General features: G+C 57.3%; 12 protein-coding genes. 7 read left to right on the forward strand and 5 right to left on the reverse strand.

Annotated elements, in window-relative coordinates:
* Positions 1-43 precede the first annotated feature (43 nt).
* Both HO274_RS05910 and HO274_RS05915 read right to left on the reverse strand, forming a co-directional pair.
* Positions 44-1,159 (reverse strand): YbdK family carboxylate-amine ligase, encoded by a 1,116-nt coding sequence (locus tag HO274_RS05910; RefSeq protein ID WP_031596416.1) that lies wholly within the window; start codon positions 1,157-1,159, stop codon positions 44-46.
* Positions 1,156-2,343, reverse strand: coding sequence for a cation:proton antiporter (locus tag HO274_RS05915; protein ID WP_273122117.1), 1,188 nt, complete (start codon positions 2,341-2,343; stop codon positions 1,156-1,158). Before HO274_RS05915 ends, HO274_RS05910 begins: the two co-directional genes overlap by 4 nt.
* A gap of 175 nt (positions 2,344-2,518) precedes the next feature.
* Here HO274_RS05915 and HO274_RS05920 point away from each other — a divergent pair, with 175 nt between their 5' ends.
* The 4 genes from HO274_RS05920 to recD are packed head-to-tail and all read left to right on the forward strand — an operon-like array spanning position 2,519 to position 12,325.
* The gene (locus HO274_RS05920) at positions 2,519-3,472 is read left to right on the forward strand and encodes a hypothetical protein (RefSeq protein WP_273122119.1); all 954 of its coding nucleotides are present in this window, start codon (positions 2,519-2,521) and stop codon (positions 3,470-3,472) included.
* A 30-nt stretch (positions 3,473-3,502) separates the two neighbouring features.
* Entirely contained in the window at positions 3,503-6,898 is a 3,396-nt protein-coding gene (gene recC / locus HO274_RS05925) for an exodeoxyribonuclease V subunit gamma (RefSeq protein ID WP_273122121.1), read from the forward strand.
* Entirely contained in the window at positions 6,891-10,409 is a 3,519-nt protein-coding gene (recB, locus tag HO274_RS05930) for an exodeoxyribonuclease V subunit beta (protein ID WP_273122123.1), read from the forward strand. The genes recC and recB overlap by 8 nt, the downstream gene beginning before the upstream one ends.
* Positions 10,406-12,325 carry an exodeoxyribonuclease V subunit alpha gene (gene recD, locus HO274_RS05935; RefSeq protein WP_062188054.1) on the forward strand — a complete coding sequence of 640 codons (1,920 nt, stop codon included), beginning with the start codon at positions 10,406-10,408 and terminating at the stop codon, positions 12,323-12,325. The genes recB and recD overlap by 4 nt, the downstream gene beginning before the upstream one ends.
* Positions 12,326-12,345: 20 nt before the next feature.
* Here the strand turns inward: recD and HO274_RS05940 are convergent, their stop codons facing one another.
* Positions 12,346-12,543 (reverse strand): hypothetical protein, encoded by a 198-nt coding sequence (locus tag HO274_RS05940; protein ID WP_031596422.1) that lies wholly within the window; start codon positions 12,541-12,543, stop codon positions 12,346-12,348.
* A gap of 294 nt (positions 12,544-12,837) precedes the next feature.
* Between HO274_RS05940 and HO274_RS05945 the strand changes: the two genes are divergently transcribed.
* From HO274_RS05945 to HO274_RS05955, 3 genes are all read left to right on the forward strand, one after another.
* The gene (locus HO274_RS05945) at positions 12,838-13,809 is read left to right on the forward strand and encodes a polyprenyl synthetase family protein (protein WP_273122125.1); all 972 of its coding nucleotides are present in this window, start codon (positions 12,838-12,840) and stop codon (positions 13,807-13,809) included.
* 178 nt (positions 13,810-13,987) lie between these two features.
* Entirely contained in the window at positions 13,988-14,647 is a 660-nt protein-coding gene (locus HO274_RS05950) for a response regulator (RefSeq protein WP_273122127.1), read from the forward strand.
* A 27-nt stretch (positions 14,648-14,674) separates the two neighbouring features.
* Positions 14,675-16,105, forward strand: coding sequence for a sensor histidine kinase (locus HO274_RS05955; protein WP_273122129.1), 1,431 nt, complete (start codon positions 14,675-14,677; stop codon positions 16,103-16,105).
* On the opposite strand, the gene recX is transcribed toward HO274_RS05955, so the two are convergent.
* Both recX and recA read right to left on the reverse strand, forming a co-directional pair.
* Entirely contained in the window at positions 16,027-16,473 is a 447-nt protein-coding gene (gene recX, locus HO274_RS05960; RefSeq protein ID WP_273122131.1) for a recombination regulator RecX, read from the reverse strand. The two genes, HO274_RS05955 and recX, sit on opposite strands and share 79 nt — an antisense overlap.
* Positions 16,470-17,489, reverse strand: a complete 1,020-nt coding sequence (recA, locus tag HO274_RS05965; protein WP_031597444.1) for a recombinase RecA — start codon at positions 17,487-17,489, stop codon at positions 16,470-16,472. Before recA ends, recX begins: the two co-directional genes overlap by 4 nt.
* Positions 17,490-17,517: the final 28 nt, after the last annotated feature.

Raw genomic sequence — 17,517 nt, forward strand, 5'->3', positions numbered from 1 at the left:
AGTGTCAACATATCACCGTGATTCTGGCAAACGAACCGGATCCTCAAGCCCGCCAACGTGCACATTGCTTCTGCACCACTTCGGCCAGAGACTGCGTCTTTGCATGCTGTTGACGCAACCAACCCGCATCGCCACTGGCGGTCAATACTTCTCGACGCAGGGCGGCACAGGCTTCATCCGCCTTGAGGGCGATGGCGTGGGGTTCGATTTTGTTCAAGGTATCCAGGATTTCCTCGGACAAGGAACGATGTTCATGGTTCCGGGGGTTGACGTAAACCCCTTCATACCCAAACCGGCAGGCCTGGAAACGGTTGAAGGTATAAACCAGATAATCTGTTTCTCTTGGGGAATAAGGGCGCTCGAGGGTCAGATAACGGGTCAGCGACTGGATGAATGCCGCAATCCGGGCCGCCTTTTCTATGGTCAATGGGGTATCCATGACGCGCACCTCGATCGTCCCATATTCGGGTTTGGGTCGAATATCCCAGTAAAAATCCTTCATGCTTTTGACAATCCCGGTTGCCATCATGGAATCAAAGTATTCTCCAAAGGAATCCCAGGTTTCAATCAAAGGGGCACGTCCACTCAGGGGAAACGAAAAAACGGAATTCAGGCGTGCCGAATGAAAACCCGTATCATTGCCCTGAACAAAGGGGGAAGACGCGCTCAAGGCAATAAAATGCGGGATGAATCCCGAAAGCAGATGAAGAAGAGTCAACGCCTCGTCTGCATTGTCGCATCCCACATGAACGTGCTGCCCAAAAATCGTAAACTGCTTGGCCAGGTACCCATAGAGTGAGGATAATTGGTCAAAGCGGGGCGTATCATAAATACGGCGTTCGCTCCAATGCTGGAATGCGTGGGTTCCCCCGCCACAAACCCCGATATCAAGACGATCCGCACATTCCACGATGCCCTGACGAATCTCGTCGAGTTGCTCGAAAACATCGGCATGGGAGACACAGATCCCCGTGGCCATTTCCACCATCCCCTGAGTGATTTCCGGCTTGACATCCCAATCCTTGCCCTTTTTTTTCAGGAGACGCAACAGATCGGTGGTGGAATCCACAAGGTCATAATCGTAGGTATTGACCAGTTGCAATTCCAGTTCCACGCCCAAGGTCAGGGGACGGGAAGAAGAAAAGGGGGGAAGTTTCATGACGATTTTCCCTGGAATTCCTGCGAGCGAATCAAGCCCCATTGAACTGCCATGGGCCCCAGGACTTCAAGCACGTTCATCATGCTGAAAACGATCGGAAGAATCTTGACTCCCATCTGAGGGTACAGGGTCCGCATATCCATCAATTCCACCAGCGGGATTTCAGCCATGGGGATGAGGACGACCCCCAGTACCAGCGATTGACGCAGATTCAATCCACTGATCGGTCCCAGCAACAACACCCCCAGCCCTTTTGCAAGAAACCTGACCAACAGGACGATCATGGCGGTTTCCGCCCCAACCATAAACTCGTTCCGGGTCAACAAGGAACCCGTCATCATGAACAGGATGATTGTCAAGATGCTCCCCGCCGTTCCAAAGTGACGGGGCCAAAGATGAGGCCGTGGGTCGAAATGCTTGGCCAGTACCCCCCCCAGTAACGGAGCCAGAAAAACAGGTAACTCGAGCGCAACGAGCAAAGCCTGCAACAGAAGGAGAAGTCCGAACAGCACAGGCGCACTTTGCTCGTCCGACAATTCGAACATCCTGCGCAACAACTTGAAAGACAGAGCCAAGACCAACCCCATCCCCAGGGAACCCACAAGAAGATAAAACGAATGGAAGAGGGCCATGAACCATTGACCATGAAATGCGCCTTGAAACCAGCCCATGATCAGGTAAAAACACACCACCGAATAAACCGTGTTCAGGCCGCACAATACCAGCAGACGCTGGGTGACTTGCCCTTGGGCGCGCATCTCGGTCACCATCCGCAGGACGATGACCGGCGAAGTCCCCATGGCAATGACCGCGATGGACAAGGCGCTTTTCACCTCCAATCCCATCACCATGAGGACTGCGAACACCGCAATGAAAGTCGCCCCTGATTCCAGAAGACTGGATGCGATGACCCAGGGATTATATTTCAGCCAACGCAAACTCACCCGCACGCCCAACTCGAAAAGCAGCAGGGTCAAGGTCAACTCCACCAGAAATCTGAAGTCAGGCAGGTCCTCTCCATCCACCCAGTCCAGACCCAAGGGCCCCAGCAGAAGACCTGCCAGTGCATATCCCGTGATTCGTGGCATTTCGACCAGACGACAGACCCCCTCTCCGGCCAGGGAAGCCAGAAGAAAGGAAAGAGCGATACGCATAAAAAACAGCCACTGGGTGTGTCCCATCATGGATATTGGCTCCTGACGATCTCTCAAAGGACATTACCATCAACAACAGTCTGTATTTCCAGGAGAGGGTAAACGATGAGAGCAAACGGCGCTGATGACAAAAGACACCCGGTTTTTCTGGTTTGAAAACCGGGCAGAAAAAATTAATATCGGCGTACAGTATAATGCCCCGAGCATGAAAGTCCAAACCTTCACCCTCTGTCCTTCTTCCACAAAGGTTCTCATGATCCGGTACACGACAAGTTCCGCCATTCCCTATGGAAGGAATATCGACACCACACTGTCCGCTCCAAACCGAACGCTCTGCGCAGTCCTCGTTCTGGCTCTGGCTCTGGGGGGATGTGCCCATACACAGGACTTCGTCCTTTCCCCTCGAGACAAACCGCTCAACCTCAAATTGGCCGAAGTCTCCACCGTGGACCCGGCGTCGGTGCGCAGTTGGGCTATTCCCGACTCAGCCAAGGATACCCCCGACACCCAGGCCAAGGTCCATCAGATCATAGACCGCGCAAAAATGCGCGCCATGCAGGACATGACCGAAAATTTGTCGCCTCTGCCTGCTCTGCGCGTCGATCCTGTTCCTCTGGTATTGCCCCCGGCCCTGGAAACACGTCCCATCACCGGACAGGGAAACGCGCTGGATCCCGCACTTCTGACCCAACTCCAACAGTCTTCTCCAGGAGCCGATGCCTTGCTGAGATTCGGGATTACGGATTATGGTCAGACCCCCACCGCCTGGAAGAAAGGCGTGATCGTTTTTGAAGTTGTCTCCACCCTCGGCATCGCGGCCCTGGCCTATGTCCGTCCCGCCACCCGCGCCATCGCCGGGATTTATCTGGTGGATGAAACCATTGAAGAAAGTATTGAGGCCTATTCCGGTTTCTGGGCCCTGAATGAAGTTTACCGGCCAGTCAGAGTACAAGCCGAACTGATCGACTTGCACAATGGACACCAGATCTGGTCTGATACGGAAACGGGGTTTTCCGATGGACGCTGGACCCGCATGGTCCGAACCGTCACCCCGGAAGAACGAAGCGCCCAACTAAAGGCAGCACTTCATGACGCCATCACTAAAATCGTCGCCAACCTTGAACGAGACTCCGGGTCCACACCTCCGGTTCAACCCTGATCCAAGGGAGGGAACAGGTCTGTGCACCCCATGAGCACACACCCCCCCGGTCTCGTCGTCCTGCATGGCAACCGTCTGGAGTTGTTGCAAGAGGCTGTGGTGCACTGGATGCGCCAGCACCCTCTGGACCCTCTGACCGAAGAAGTCATCCTGGTCAACAGTATCGGTGCGGCCGAATGGGTCAAGGCCTCCCTGGCAGAATCGCTGGGGATCTGTGCCGCAACAAGGGCCGAACTTCCCGGCCGCTTTCTGTGGCGTTTATACCGAAAAATCCTGGGCCGGGCGATGGCGGAACGATCCCCTCTGGATCGTCAGGCCCTGATCTGGCGAATCATGAAACTGGCGCTTCAGAACTCACTTCCTGCCCCCCTGGAGGCCATCGCCCACCTTCTTCGGGTGAAGGATCTGGAGGCTCGGTATGGCTTTGCCAGCGAAGTCGCAGATCTCTTTGACCAATATCAGAATTACCGGTCCTCCTGGCTGGCGGATTGGATTCAGGGTCGAGACCAACTGACCACGGCCCGGGGAGAAAGGTTGCCGGTGCCGGCGGCGCAAGCCTGGCAACCCGCCTTATGGCGTTGTCTCTGGCAGGAATTGTCTCCCACCGAACAAGCGTTTACCCTTCCTGTCCTGCATCAACAGGTCCTCGAAGGACTGCACCGGAACAGGAAAATCCTCGGGTTACCCCCCCGCATTGTCGTTTTCGGCATTTCCACCCTGCCCCATTCAACCCTGCAGATTCTGGATGCCTTGGCCCATCACTGCCAAGTGCTGGTGGCCTTGCTCAACCCCTGTCGTTTTCACTGGTCCGATATCGTGGAAGGGCGGGAACTCTGGCAAGCCGTTCAGCGCCGCCAACCCTGGCGTCACCACCATGATTTCAGCATGACGGCCTTTGAAGACATGCATGTCCATGCTCACCCGCTGCTGGCCGCCTGGGGTCGCCAGGGAAGAGACTTCATGCGGCAACTGGACGCCTACGACCCTTCCGTCCCGGATACCACGGACCTCCCCCGCGTTGATCTATTCGATGAACGAATCCCACGCACGTTACTGGAAGAAGTTCAGTGCGCCATCCGCGATTTGCTCCCTCTCGCCGAGCACCCGCTGAATGCCGTTGCTGCAACGGATCGCTCTCTGATATTTCATCGCGCCCATAGCCCTCTGCGCGAAGTACAAGTATTACAGGACCAATTGCTCGATCTTTTGACTCAGGCATCCCCCGCATTGCAGCCTCGTCAGATCGTGGTCATGATTCCCGCGCTCGAAGATTATGTCCCTTTCATCGAAGCCGTCTTTGATCGTTATGAATCCGGCGACCCGCGTTTCATTCCCTATGAAATCGCCCTCTCCCGCCCCCGCCTCAGTGCCCCACTCATCCACGCCCTGAAATGGCTGCTGGCCCTCGACCAGCACCGGATCACGGCCAGTGAAGTCCGTTCGTTGCTGGAAGTTCCTGCGTTGTCACAGCGCTTTGAACTGGATGCCAACGGGGTGAGCAAGTTGTCCCAGTGGGTGGAAGCCAGTGGTATTCGCTGGGGCCTGGATGACCTCCATCGCACTTCTCTCGAATTGGGGGCCTGTGGCGATCAGAATACCTGGCACTTTGGTCTGGAACGTCTCTGGCTCGGCTATGCCAATGGATGTTCCGGCCCCTTCGACGGAATCGAGCCCTACCCGCACTTGAGCGGACTGGAGGCCACGACCCTTGGCTCCTTGGCCCGTTTCATCGAGACCCTGAAAGAAACCTGGGAAACCCTGCGTACCCCTGCTCCCCCAGCAGTCTGGGTGGAGCGGGGACGCCATTTACTGGACCACTGGTTCGATGCGACCAATGAACTGGAAAATCTCAGCCTGGGCCTGTTGCACGAAGCCCTGAGTGACTGGCTGACCCTGTGCCAGGAAACTGGTTTTGCAGATCCGATTCCCCTTTCCCTGTTTCGTCGGTCCTGGTTCGATACGCTAGAAGAACCCAAGGAATCGGGCCGTTTTCTCAGCGGAGGCGTCACATTTTGCACATTATTGCCCCTGCGCTCCCTTCCCTTCGAAGTCATCTGCCTATTGGGCATGAATCTCGAAGCCTTTCCTCGCCGCTCTGCCGCGCGCCCGCACGATTTGATGCAATGGCCAGGCATGCCGCGCCCCGGCGATCGCGCCCGGCAGGAAGATGATCGGGCTCTGATGCTGGATACCCTGCTCGCCGCCCGGCGAGTCCTGTCCATCAGCTGGTGCGGTCGGGACCCGCGCGATGATTCCGAACGCCCTCCCTCCGTGCTGGTGGCCCAGTTACGCGACTATCTGGTGCGCGGTTGGCGCCCCGATGAAAGTCACGGGCATTCCGATCTCCTGGCCCAGCAGACTCAGGATCACCCCCTGCAACCCTTCAGTCGCCGCTATTTCGAGGAAAACCAGCCCCTTCACACCTATGCCGAGGAATGGCGTCGGATCTTTGACCCGGAATTACTGAAAGAACCTTTTCCTCCCCTCGCTCCCCAGGATCCACCCAAAACGCTCTCTCTCAAGAGACTGGGGCGTTTTCTCAGAAACCCGGTCAGGTTTTACCTGGAATCCATCCTGAATACGCATTTTGAGGAAACCCTGACTCCCCCGGACGAAGAAATATTCGAGACTTCGGGTTTGGCACGTTATGAATGGATCGATGCCCTGATCACCCCACCTTTTAACCCGCACGAATCGCAGGAACTGGAAACCCGGTTACAGCGTCTGTGTCGTGCCGGACAACTGCCCCTGGCGGAAATGGGACAGGCGGTCATGACCGAATTGCGCAGCACCGTCACCCCCATGCTGGAAACCTGGGGAGAATTGCAGGAACGTTATCCCCACCCCTGCGAGAAGTACCCGGTTCACCTCTCTTTTGGTGCCTATGAAATCCGGGACTGGCTGGAAGGCCTACGGGGAGAGGGGGACGGGAAACCCGCCGCATGGGTGGAACTCCATGCCTCCCGGGTCCTGGAAAAAAATGGCAAAGACCTGCAACTGCACAAACTGCTTCCCGTCTGGCTCCGCCACCTCGTTACCAGCGCCACGGGTCACGTGCTCGACTGTCATCTGGTGGCACAGGACACCTTGCTCACCCTGCGCGCTCCTGCACCGGAAGAAGCTCATGGGGTGCTTTCTTCTCTGATCGAACTTTGGCAGGAGGGCCATCGCCGACCGCTGCCGATGGCGCTCAAATCCGCTCTTACTCTGGTTCGATCCGACGATCTGGGCAAAGCCGCCCAGATCTACGAAGGGACAGACCATTCGCCTGCGGAAAAGGACCGTTATCAGGAACGGATCTACCCTACCTTTGCCTGCCTGAACCAAACGGGAGAATTTGAATCCCTGGCCCACTGTCTGGGGCCTCCTCTATGGTCCTGGGCAAAAAATGCCGTATTGACTCCCCTAGAGTCCTTCCATGAGTGACCCCCTTGATCCTCTGACCTTTCCCCTGTGGGGGAGTCGCCTCATCGAAGCCAGTGCCGGAACCGGCAAAACCTGGACCCTGGCTGCGCTCTATGTGCGTCTGGTGCTGGGACACGGCACCGCGAATCACGCCCCCCCCGGCGCGTTCCTGCCCGAACAGATTCTGGTCATGACATTTACCCGGGCGGCCACCCGCGAACTTTCCGAACGCATTCGAGTGCGCCTGGAAGAAGCCGCAGCCTGTTTCAGAGGCGACAGTCTTCCCACCGATGATTTCCTTCGTTCCCTGCTGGACGATTATCCTGAATCGTCGGCACGGCGCCGTGCCGCCTGGCGCCTGACCCTGGCCAGCCAGGCCATGGAGGGCGCCGCCATCCACACGCTGGACGCCTGGTGCCAACAGGTGTTACAGGACACGACTTTTGCCCATGGACAATGGTTCCCCGCCCAAATCACGGACAACGACGAAGACCTGATTCCCGCGGCTTTGCAGGATCTTTGGCGACAACGCCTTTACCCATTGAGCGGTTTGGAATTCCGGGTTTTTCTGGAGGACTGGAAAGATTTCTCCCGTTTTTCTCAACGCATCCAGAAAGATCTCCCAAAAAACACCCTCCCGCTCTGGTCGACGGAAAGCGTCAGCATTAACGCCATCGCCTGGACTGAAAAGCACCATGCAATGACCCATGAGTTGAAAACCCTGCGCACGCTCTGGCGTCCCCGCATCGAAATCCTATGTGCCTGGCTCGACGGCCAACTCCCGCCCAGTCAACCCGACACCCCTTTCAATCAAAAAACCTTCAAGGGGGAAACAGTACGTCAGTGGTGCGCCCGTTTACTCCACTGGTGCGAGGAAAACGGCCCGGCCGATCCCTGTCTGACGGAGGACCAGTGGGACAAACTTACGCCCAACGGACTCCAGGCACAAGTCAAGAAAAATTTTCAGATCGATCCCCCGGCGCTTTTTGACGAACTCCATGACTTCCGCACAGCGTTGCAAAACCTGAAAGACCAAAGGAAGCATTTGCATGACCTCATGGTGGAAGGTGTCGCCCTGCGCCTTGCCCAGCACAAGGCCCAGGTCCTGCGCCAGAACTTCACCGATATCCAGCAACGTCTCGACCAGGCCCTGCAGGGGCCGCAAGGAGAGGCCCTGGTCACAAGTCTGCGCCTGCGCTATCCCGTTGCCCTGATCGACGAATTTCAGGATACTTCGATGCGCCAACTGCGCATGCTGGACCGGATTTACGATCTGAATGCCAATACCTCGGAACGGGGGATCTTTTTGATCGGTGATCCCAAACAATCCATTTATGGTTTCCGCGACGCAGATATTCAGAGTTACCTCAAAGCCCGTACGTCCGTAGCGCCCCGTCATTACCTCCTGACCACCAATCATCGTTCGGTGGCTCCCGTCGTCGAACTCATCAATAGACTCTTCGAAGGCGCCGAACAACGGGTCGGACCCGGGGCCTTCCGCTTTCGTGCAAAGGATGATGCTCCCTTGCCGTTCCACCCCGTACAGGCCCGTGGACGGGATGAACAGTTGCTCTGTGACGGGCGGCCCCAGCCTGCCCTCACGGTGGCCTGGACCACGGAACCGGATAACCGGGGGCAATTATTCGAACGCATGGCAGAACATTGTGCGGAACATTTGGGTAGACTTCTAACCTCCGCCGCCGGTTTTTACACCAGCGGCCTCCAGGCCCTTCTTCGCCCCGCTGATCTGGCCATACTGGTGCGCGACCGTCATGAAGCCGCTGCGGTGAAAAGTGCCCTGGAACGACGAAACATTCCCTCGGTCTATCTGTCTGACCGAAGTCACCTGCTGGACTCTGCGGAAACCCCGGACATCCTTCTCTGGCTCCAGTCCGTGGCTCATCCCCGCAACCCCCGCCTTCTGCGGGCGGCCCTGGGCACCAGCACCCTGGGATTCTCCCTAGCTGAACTGGAACAATGGGCCAGGTCGGAAACCGCCTTTGAAGAGATATTGAATTTCTGGATGGAACTGCACCACTGCTGGCAGCGACAGGGAGTTTTATCCATGCTGCAGCGCCTGCTGCATCATTTCTTTCTGCCAGCCCGCTGGTTACAGGAAAAAGACGGAGAGCGTCGTCTCACCCAGGTCCTCCATCTGGCGGAATTCCTGCAACGCACCAGCGCCCATCTCGAAGGCCCGGAAGCCCTGATCCAGTGGCTGATCCACGAGCTTCAGACCCCCACCTCGAGCCCGGAAGAATTACGTCTGGAAAGTGATGCGGACCGGGTCCGTATCATCACCATCCATAAAGCCAAGGGCCTGGAATTTCCTGTAGTCTATCTTCCCTTTGCTACCTGTTTCAAACCCCAACCCGAAGCCGAGGAAAAGCGTCTCCAGGAAGATATCCGCCTGCTTTATGTGGCCTTGACCCGTGCCCAGCACGCCCTGTGGATCGGGGTTTCGCCCTTCAAATATAAAACCAGCGGCCCGCTGTTCTCAGCCAGTGCCCTGGGTTGGTTGTTGGGGGCCACCCCGGGCGCTCCTGCCGAAGAACTGTTGCCCCTGCTCCAGGAAACCTGGAAAAGTCTTCCGGAGGTGCACTTCACGGAAGCCAGTCTACCGTTGTCAGTCACGGGCTTCATCCCCCCGCCTGCCCCAGCGTTGCGCCCTGCCTCCCTGGTCACAGGCCCCTTCGATCGCGCCTGGGCCATTCACAGTTTTTCTTCCCTCACCCGTTCCCTGGCATTTGTGTTGCCTGATTCACCCACTGCACAACAAAACTCGCCTCTTCCCGGTACCAGCCCACGCCACCGTTTTCCACGCGGGGCCTGGGCCGGGAAATTTCTGCATGAACAACTGGCCTGGGCTGCCGAGCGCCGTTTTACCTTCGATACCGACCCTACATTGAATCTTCAGTTACATCAACGCTGCCTTCGTCAAGGCTGGGAAACTCATGCCGCTGACCTCGAGCAGTGGTTACAGGAAATCGCCCTGACCCCCATTGCCCCCAGTGGAGTGGCCCTGCGTGCACTTCCCCATACTTTCCAGGAAATGGAGTTCTGGTTTCCGCTCCAGCCCACCCATACCGAAGAACTGGATGACTTTTGCCAAACCCGTTTCTGGCCTGGTCACCCTCGCCCCCCCCTCACGGCACGGACACTGAAAGGATTGATGATGGGGTTTGCCGATCTGGTCTTCCTCTGGGAGGATCGTTTCTGGGTATTGGACTACAAATCCAATGCCCTGGGGGAAAATGATGCCGCCTATACCCGCACGGCTCTGAAGCAGGCCGTGCTCACTCATCGCTATGAGGTACAACTGGCGCTTTATCTATTGGCCTTGCACCGCCTTCTGAAAGTGCGTCTGGGATCCACCTATATCCCCCGCCAGCACCTGGGCGGCGGCATCGACCTCTTCCTGCGGGGTATCCAGGGACCGGAGCGCGGGAGCCTGCTCCTCGAATCTCCCCATGAGTGGATTGAAACGCTCGATGCCTTGCTCACCCCCGCGTTTCCTGGAATCTCTTCATGACCCCCGCCTCCCTTTTGGAACATCTTGAAACCTGGTACCGTCAGGGGAAGTTACGCCTACTCGATATCTCCTTTGCACGTTGGTGTTCCCGGCATGACCCCGCACCCACGCCCGAACTTCTGCTGGTCACGGCTTTGGTTGCCTATCTGGAAGGACGGGGGCACAGTTGCCTGGATCTCGACTCCCTTCTTCTGAATACCCTGACTCTGGGTACGGAACTGGAGGCAGAACTGGCCCAGGTACTGACCGGGTTGCCGCGCACCCTCCCTGTCTGGCAAAACACCCTGTACGGCAGCCCCTGTATCAGACCTCCCTCGTCCCCAGTCCCTTCTCCACTGGTTCTGGCGGAAAACCGTCTGTACCTGCGCCGCTATTGGCAGTACGAAACTGCCCTCAGCCAACAGATTCGCCAGCGTACCGACCCTGCCCTCTGGTCCCTTGATGCGCTGACCAACGCCCTTCCCTGGCTTCACGCCCTCTTCCCCGCCCATTCTGAAATCCATTGGCAACGGGTGGCCTGTGCCCTTGCCCTGCGCAGCCCCTTTACCCTCATCACCGGCGGACCGGGCACCGGAAAAACCTATACCGTCGCCCGTTTGCTAACTGTTCTCCTGAGCCAGTCCGCCCGTCCGGAAGCGCTGCGCATTGCCCTGGCCGCACCCACCGGGAAGGCCGCAGCCCGCCTGACCGAGTCTCTCCAGAAAGCCCTTCGTGAATTGCCTTCGAACCTGCCTGCGGCACTGGATATTTCGACCCTCATTGAACAGGTGGGCCCGGCTCGCACGCTCCACTCCTTGCTGGGCCAGGACTGGACGACTCGCCAGTTCCGCCACGATGCCGCGCACCCCCTCGACCTCGACCTCCTCATTGTGGATGAAGCCTCCATGGTGGATCTGAAAATGATGGTGGCGCTGTTTGATGCCCTCCCGCCCCGCAGCCGCATCGTGCTTCTGGGAGATCGTGATCAATTGGCCAGCGTGGAAGCGGGCGCTGTGCTGGGGGATCTCTGCCTCCATGCCGAGGCAGGACATTACCGTCCGGAGACGGCCACTTTTCTCTGTGCCCTGGGTGAACCACCCTTGCCAGAAAATCTGCGGGATAGCAAAGGTTCGGATCTGGCCCAATGCCGTGTCATGCTGCGTCACAGTCATCGCTTTGGTACCGCCATCGGCACCCTGGCCTTGGCGGTCAATGCCGGTGACGTCAACTCCGTCACCCGCTTGCTGAAACAGGAAACCCATTCCTCCTTGATCTGGAAGGAATGCGCTTCACCTCAGGAAGTGGTGGAGGTCGCCACCCGCCCCACGGAACTCTCCTATGGAAGATTTTCTCGACTGCTTCAGACCCGACCCGCCGCATCCGCCGATTTTGATGCCTGGGCTCTTTTGCTGCTCCAGACTTTGGACCAATTCCGTGTCCTGTGCGCGTTGCGCGAGGGCCCCTGGGGCGTGATCGAACTCAACCGTTCCATTGAGCAAAAATTGCGAGCCATGGGCGGACTCCAGCCCCAGGGCGAATGGTACGAAGGGCGTCCGGTCATCATTACCCGTAACGACGCCGACCTGTCCCTGGCCAACGGGGACATTGGTCTGACCCTGCGCTCTCCCCATCCGGCGCAGGGACTACGGGTCTATTTTCCGGATACGGCACGAACCCTGCGCGCACGGGCACCCAGCCGGCTCAACCATGTGGAAACCGCCTTTGCCCTGACCGTCCACAAATCCCAGGGCTCAGAATTCGAGCACACCTGCCTGGTGCTTCCTGCACCCCATCCCATCGTCACCCGGGAACTGATCTACACCGGCATTACCCGTGCCCGCCAGCGCCTTACCCTGCTCTGCGCAGACCCCAACACGCTGGAAGTCGGACTGGCTCGCCCCACCCAACGCACCAGTGGTCTGAAATTTGAGTCATGACCCCAGGTCCGTCCTTTGCCTCAGTGCCCCGAATCGTCTTCCATCTCCCTCAACGTCTCATCAATATCCGTTTGGTAGGGAGCCATGGACATCAACAGGGCATCCTGCTGACGTTGTTCCTTCTGTTGGTGCACCTTCTCCAGTGTCAAACTCACCACTCCCATACCGACCAACAAGAGTACCGAAATGATCAGCCACATCAATTTTCCAGTTTTCATGATCGACCTCCCGAGAAATCTCTTCGCTTCAACCTTTATCAAGCAAAATTGATGCCATAGGAAACAGGGCGCAGAATCCTGAAAAGTCCCCTGATTAAACTGTATTTTTTGAAAAGTTCGCGGCAGAATTCCGTGCGCCGCGCTGCTAAACGGTGCCAGTTCCGGTATGCCGGCGCCAAAACAGGGCGCCGAAGCCATGCGGGGCCTTCGATCCTTTGGTAAACTACGGATCGCCCCCTGTCTTCACTAAACCCATTGGCCCTGAGAGTGTTGTCCTGTGCATGAGAACGCGCTGTGAGTTTTGAACCGATCCGCATCCTGGCGGCCGATGATCTAAAAGCACTGGACGCGGTCATTCGCCATCACTTGCACTCTGATGTGGCGCTGGTCCGACAGATTGCCGAATACCTCATTCACAGCGGAGGGAAACGCCTGCGCCCTCTTCTGCTGCTACTCTGTGCCCGTGCCTTGGGCTATCAGGGCCATCATCACCATACGCTTGCTGCCGTCGTCGAATTCATCCATACCGCGACCCTGTTGCACGATGATGTCGTGGATAAATCTGATCTGCGGCGCGGACAAAAAACCGCCAATTCCCTGTTTGGTAACGAAGCCAGTGTGCTGGTGGGCGATTTCATCTACTCGCGCGCCTTCCAGATGATGGTTTCCGTCAATCAGATGAAAGTCATGGAGGTGCTGGCGGATGCCACCAACGTGATCGCTGAAGGCGAAGTGTTGCAATTGCTCAACTGTCACGACCCGGAAGTGGATGAATCCCGCTATTTACAGGTAATCCGCTACAAAACCGCCAAGTTGTTCGAGTCTGCAACCCGTCTGGCAGGGATTCTATCTGAGGTCCCCCTTCCCATCGAGGAACATCTGGCAACCTTTGGCGGTGAATTGGGCACCGCTTTTCAAATTATCGATGATGTACTGGATTATTCAGGCCAACTGGAGGATCTGGGTAAAAATCTGGGTGATGATCTGGCCGAAGGAAAAGCCACACTCCCGGTGATCCGCGCCCTCCAAACCGCCGCGCCTGCTCAGGCCGGCTTGCTCAGAAACGCCATTGAACAGGGGGGGGGATCCTCTCTGGAAGCCGTTGCCTGCATCGTCAGGGACAGCGGGGCCCTGGAGTATGCCCGCCAGCGTGCGTTGCAGTTCAGCCAGTCAGCCCTGGCTCACCTGAATCAGGCCCTCCCCCCCTCGACCTATCGGGACGCACTCCAGAAACTCACCTTGCTGGCCGTGGAACGCACTCAATAACTCACGATTCCTGCGATTTAAGGTGCACTTAAGGCAAATAGTGTCTAATCACTCCTGAGTCTGAGACTCCTCTGTGAATGGATTCATTTCCCCTTAAGGTGGCCCGCTGGGCCACTTCTTTTTATACAGATCGAATCCGGCCATTTCCTCTAGAATGTCACTTTCTTTGGGATGATTCATGAGACTTTTACTGGTTGAAGACGATCCTTTGCTGGGTGATGGTTTGCGCGTGGGCCTGCGTCAGGCAGGCTATGCCGTGGATTGGGTGGAAGATGGCCAGACCGCCAAATTTTCTCTGCAATCAGAAAATTATGATCTTGCAGTGCTCGATCTTGGTTTACCCAAAATTCCCGGCCTGGAATTATTGAAATGGTTACGCGCCCAAGCCATGACCCTTCCCGTTCTGCTCTTGACGGCGCGGGATACCATTCCTGACCGGGTCACCGGACTGGATGCAGGTGCCGATGATTATCTGATCAAACCCTTCGATCTCGACGAGTTAATCGCCCGTCTCCGGGCTCTGTCGCGCCGCGGCAGCGGACTGGCCACCCCCCTCCTCACCTACCGGGAGATCAGTCTCGACCCTGCCGCCCACCAGGTATTTAAAAACGATACGCCGGTGGAACTGTCTGCACGGGAATTTTCCCTTTTACACCAACTCCTGCTCAACATTGGCCGGGTTCAGACCCGCGATCAACTGGAAACCCGTCTCTATGGCTGGGGCGAAGAAGTGGAAAGCAATTCCATCGAGGTCCATATTCACCACTTGCGCAAAAAATTGGGCAACACCTTGATCCGAACCCTGCGTGGCATCGGGTATGTCATCGACAAACCCTGATCCTCCCGGACCCGTGCAGCGCACCCCATGAATTCCTTGCGCCAACGCCTGCTCCTGTTATTGTTGGGGGCCATGTCCCTCGTCCTGATCGTGGTGGTATTCTTTGACCACCGCTCGGCACGACAGGAACTGGACTCCCTCTTTGATGCCCAAATGGCCGAGTCCGCCCATGTTCTGCTGGGCATTGCGCAACGTACCCTCACGGAACGCATCGAGCACGGGATCGAGGACGAATCTCCGGTCACCCATGAGTATGAACAAACCATGGTCTATCAGGTCTGGAACCATCAAACCCTGATTTTGCGGTCTGCCACTGCCCCTGCCACCTTGATGGGGGCTTCGACCCAGCCGGGTTATTCCACGATCACCATCAATACCCATCGTTGGCGTTTACTGGTTCTGTGGGACTCGGCCCATGAACTCATGATTCAGATGGCCGAACCCATGCGTGGACGGGAACGACTGGCTCGTCAGATCGTTCTGAACATGTTGTTTCCCTCCGTGGCCATTGCCATTCCCCTGGTTCCCCTGATGATCTGGGTCATGGTCAATACCGGACTGCGTCCCTTGCGTCAGTTGCGGCGCGAAGTGGTTCAGCGCTCTGCAGACCGCCTCGAGCCTCTGGACCTGCTTTCCATCCCCTTCGAAGTCAAACCCTTGGCCACGGCCCTCAACGACCTGTTCGGGCGATTGCGCCACTCCATCGAATCAGAACGCCGCTTCACCGCCGATGCCGCCCATGAATTACGCACCCCGTTGGCGGCTCTACGTACCCAGGCTCAGGTCGCCCTGCGTTCCGTCATGGAGGAAGACCGCCACCATGCCCTGCATCAGGTGCAGCAGGGGATAGAACGGTCCACCCATCTGATCGAACAACTCCTCACTCTGGCACGCATTGACCCGGAAGAAGCAGGGACGCGTCATGACCTGGTGCTGATTTATCCCCTCGCGGCTGAGTCCCTGGCTTTTTTGGCGGGTCAAGCCGAATTGAAAAAAATAGAACTGCTTCTCAAGGGCGAGACTGCCCTGCGCATTTTGGGCCAAAGCGGCCATCTGAGCATCCTGCTGCGTAATCTGGTGGACAATGCCATCCGCTACAGCCCTCCCCGCAGCACGGTGGTTTTGCAGTTATCCCAGACAGCGTCCCATGAAGTTCAACTGGATATCACAGACAATGGGCCGGGAATCCCCGCCGAAGAAATGCAGCGGGTCATGGAAAGATTCTATCGCTTGCCCGGCAGCGGTCAACAGGGGAGTGGATTGGGTCTGTCCATCGTGCAACGGATTGCAGAACACCACCGGGCTCGTCTGAGCCTGGCTGCGGCCTCATCCCAGGGTGGGCTCCGGGTCACAGTGATTTTCCCCTCCCTCCCCCTCCTTCATTCCCCATCCTCCTCCCCATCCCCGCCAAGTACGGCGGCAATGGTGGAACGGGAGAATCCACGGTTGGTCAGATAGCGCATTTGTCGGGCCCGATCTGCGGCTGTTTCAGGGAACTGACCGAATTTCCGCGCCCATACTGCTTGGCCCGCCTTCAACTCATGGGCTCGGGCTTCTTCGAGCAGGGATGCGGCCAAGGCCGCAGGAACCCCTTGTTGCTGAAAATCCTGGCGCAGGCGCAGCACCCCGTGACGCTCTGCGTGTTTTCGCAGCAGAGCCTCCGCTGCCCGCTGATCTGACAAATACCCCTGGCGCTCCAGTTGGTCCAGCAGCGCCTCCAGATCCACGCACGCGGCAACTTCCTGCTTCAGGCGCAGCGCCAGTCCGTGCCGGGTATATTCGCGCCGCGCCAGGAGGCGCAGGGCTCGTTCACGCAACGTTGTCACTCTTCCTCAGTTTTTCCCACCGGCATTTCCAGTCCACTGGCAGAACGGATACGGTCCTCGATTTCCTGGGCCAGCGCTGGGCGCTCGCGCAGGTAGAGGCGCGTATTGTCCTTGCCCTGCCCGATCTTCTCCCCTTGATAGGCATACCAGGACCCGGATTTTTCAATTACCTTGGCCATGACCCCCAATTCGATGATTTCTCCCTCCCGTGAAATCCCTTCCCCGTACAGGATGTCGAAATCCGCCACCTTGAAAGGGGGAGCCACCTTGTTCTTGACGACCTTGACCCGCGTCTCGCTGCCAATGATCTCATCCCCTCTCTTGATGGAACCTACGCGCCGGATATCCAGTCGCACAGAGGCATAAAACTTGAGCGCATTTCCCCCTGTGGTGGTTTCCGGATTGCCAAACATAACCCCAATCTTGAGACGGATCTGATTGATGAATACAACCATGGAATTAGACCGTTTGATGTTACCGGTCAACTTACGCAATGCCTGGGACATGAGACGGGCATGGAGACCCACATGGGAATCCCCCATCTCGCCTTCGATTTCCGCACGGGGGGTCAGAGCGGCCACCGAATCCACCACCACGATATCCACAGACCCGGAACGCACCAGCATGTCCGCGATTTCGAGGGCCTGTTCCCCCGTATCAGGCTGAGAAATGAGCAGATCAGCCACATTGACCCCCAACTTCTGGGCATAGACCGGGTCCAGGGCATGCTCGGCATCGATAAATGCAGCCACCCCTCCCTTTTTCTGCATTTCAGCAATGAAATGCAAGGTCAACGTGGTCTTACCCGAGGATTCAGGCCCATAAATCTCCACGATCCGGCCCCGTGGCAACCCCCCCACACCCAGGGCCATATCAAGCCCGAGAGAACCGGTGGAAATCACCTCGATGTCATTTTCAACACCCCCGGCCCCCAGGCGCATCACTGCTCCTTTACCGAACTGCTTTTCGATCTGGGACAACGCAGCGGCCAACGCTTTGCTCTTATGCTCTTCCATGCCTGTTCCTCACTCTATCATGTGTCCA

Origin of the sequence: Ferrovum myxofaciens (assembly GCF_013181415.1) — a bacterium.
Lineage (GTDB): Bacteria > Pseudomonadota > Gammaproteobacteria > Burkholderiales > Ferrovaceae > Ferrovum > Ferrovum myxofaciens.

Excerpts from the sequence above, each read along its gene's own strand:
- HO274_RS05910 (WP_031596416.1), bottom strand. The coding sequence starts at position 1,159 with ATGAAACTTCCCCCCTTTTCTTCTTCCCGTCCCCTGACCTTGGGCGTG.
- HO274_RS05915 (WP_273122117.1), bottom strand. The coding sequence starts at position 2,343 with ATGATGGGACACACCCAGTGGCTGTTTTTTATGCGTATCGCTCTTTCC.
- HO274_RS05920 (WP_273122119.1), top strand. The coding sequence starts at position 2,519 with ATGAAAGTCCAAACCTTCACCCTCTGTCCTTCTTCCACAAAGGTTCTC.
- recC (WP_273122121.1), top strand. The coding sequence starts at position 3,503 with ATGAGCACACACCCCCCCGGTCTCGTCGTCCTGCATGGCAACCGTCTG.
- recB (WP_273122123.1), top strand. The coding sequence starts at position 6,891 with ATGAGTGACCCCCTTGATCCTCTGACCTTTCCCCTGTGGGGGAGTCGC.
- recD (WP_062188054.1), top strand. The coding sequence starts at position 10,406 with ATGACCCCCGCCTCCCTTTTGGAACATCTTGAAACCTGGTACCGTCAG.
- HO274_RS05940 (WP_031596422.1), bottom strand. The coding sequence starts at position 12,543 with ATGAAAACTGGAAAATTGATGTGGCTGATCATTTCGGTACTCTTGTTG.
- HO274_RS05950 (WP_273122127.1), top strand. The coding sequence starts at position 13,988 with ATGAGACTTTTACTGGTTGAAGACGATCCTTTGCTGGGTGATGGTTTG.
- HO274_RS05955 (WP_273122129.1), top strand. The coding sequence starts at position 14,675 with ATGAATTCCTTGCGCCAACGCCTGCTCCTGTTATTGTTGGGGGCCATG.
- recA (WP_031597444.1), bottom strand. The coding sequence starts at position 17,489 with ATGGAAGAGCATAAGAGCAAAGCGTTGGCCGCTGCGTTGTCCCAGATC.